The 1,023-nt window shown below is 40.1% G+C and carries 2 protein-coding genes; both read left to right on the top strand.

Going from position 1 to position 1,023, the window contains the following annotated elements:
• On the top strand, positions 1 to 452 hold a 452-nt coding region (locus ABD296_RS49365; protein ID WP_344285454.1), incomplete at its 5' end, for a hypothetical protein.
• 94 nt (positions 453 to 546) lie between these two features.
• Positions 547 to 1,023, top strand: a 477-nt coding sequence (locus ABD296_RS49360) for a glycine--tRNA ligase subunit alpha (RefSeq protein WP_344285451.1), incomplete at its 3' end; no start/stop codon positions are given.

The raw sequence follows: 1,023 nt of genomic DNA, 5'->3' as shown, positions 1-1,023 counted from the left end.
AATTTATTCTCGATTCTATAATTTTTAATATGCTTCAATATAACAAAAAAATGATTATTCACGCACTTGCGCTTGCACCCATCCCATTGCTGAGTTTATCTGCTTTAGGGGTAATAATATTAAATGCTGAGTTCAACCTTTATTCGATTGGAGTTGTTTTTCTAGCCCACTTCTTATTTTATTTACTTTTTTATGGCCTTCTGGTTATTCCTTTTGTATATATCATTTCCTATTTTCTCGCCCGTAAAAATCGTTTAAATCTGATGAGTATTTTCATCAGCACAACTGCGATCTGGATTTTGATTGGCCCTATTACACATTTGATTTTTGTCGGATCATTCCCTTCCCCTTGGTGGCATATTTATAAGATCTACAGTTTCTATCTGATGATCTTATTTACAGGCTTTTGCTATTGGTTAGGCTTAAAGTGGCTAAGCCAGAAAAACAAATGACCGAATCATGTATTCCCTTGATTAAGCCTTTGCCACTCCACCACAAAATCCTTATACTTAGTGGCAATTTTTCTCATAAATTCGTGGATGCTACATGAGTCGCGCCATCTCGCACATTGATACATTTCAGGGCTTAATTCTTGCCCTACAAAACTATTGGGCCGAACAAGGCTGCGTCGTACTACAACCTTACGACATGGAAATGGGCGCTGGAACATTCCACACCGCAACATTCTTACGTGCTTTAGGGCCAGAGACTTGGAACGCGGCATACGTTCAACCTTCACGTCGTCCAAAAGATGGTCGCTACGGTGAAAACCCGAACCGTTTGCAACACTATTACCAGTTCCAAGTAGTACTTAAACCAAACCCAGACAATATCCAACAGCTTTATCTCGATTCTTTAAAAGCAATCGGGATTGATACGCTTACTCACGATATCCGTTTCGTAGAAGACAACTGGGAATCTCCAACTCTTGGGGCTTGGGGCTTAGGTTGGGAAGTTTGGCTTAACGGTATGGAAGTAACTCAGTTCACTTACTTCCAACAAGTTGGTGGTGTTGGATGTTAC

The organism is Actinomadura napierensis (assembly GCF_039529375.1).
Lineage (GTDB): Bacteria > Actinomycetota > Actinomycetes > Streptosporangiales > Streptosporangiaceae > Spirillospora > Spirillospora napierensis.
The sequence above is the reverse complement of the archived record's forward strand: the minus strand, read 5'-3'. Positions and strand labels throughout refer to the sequence as shown.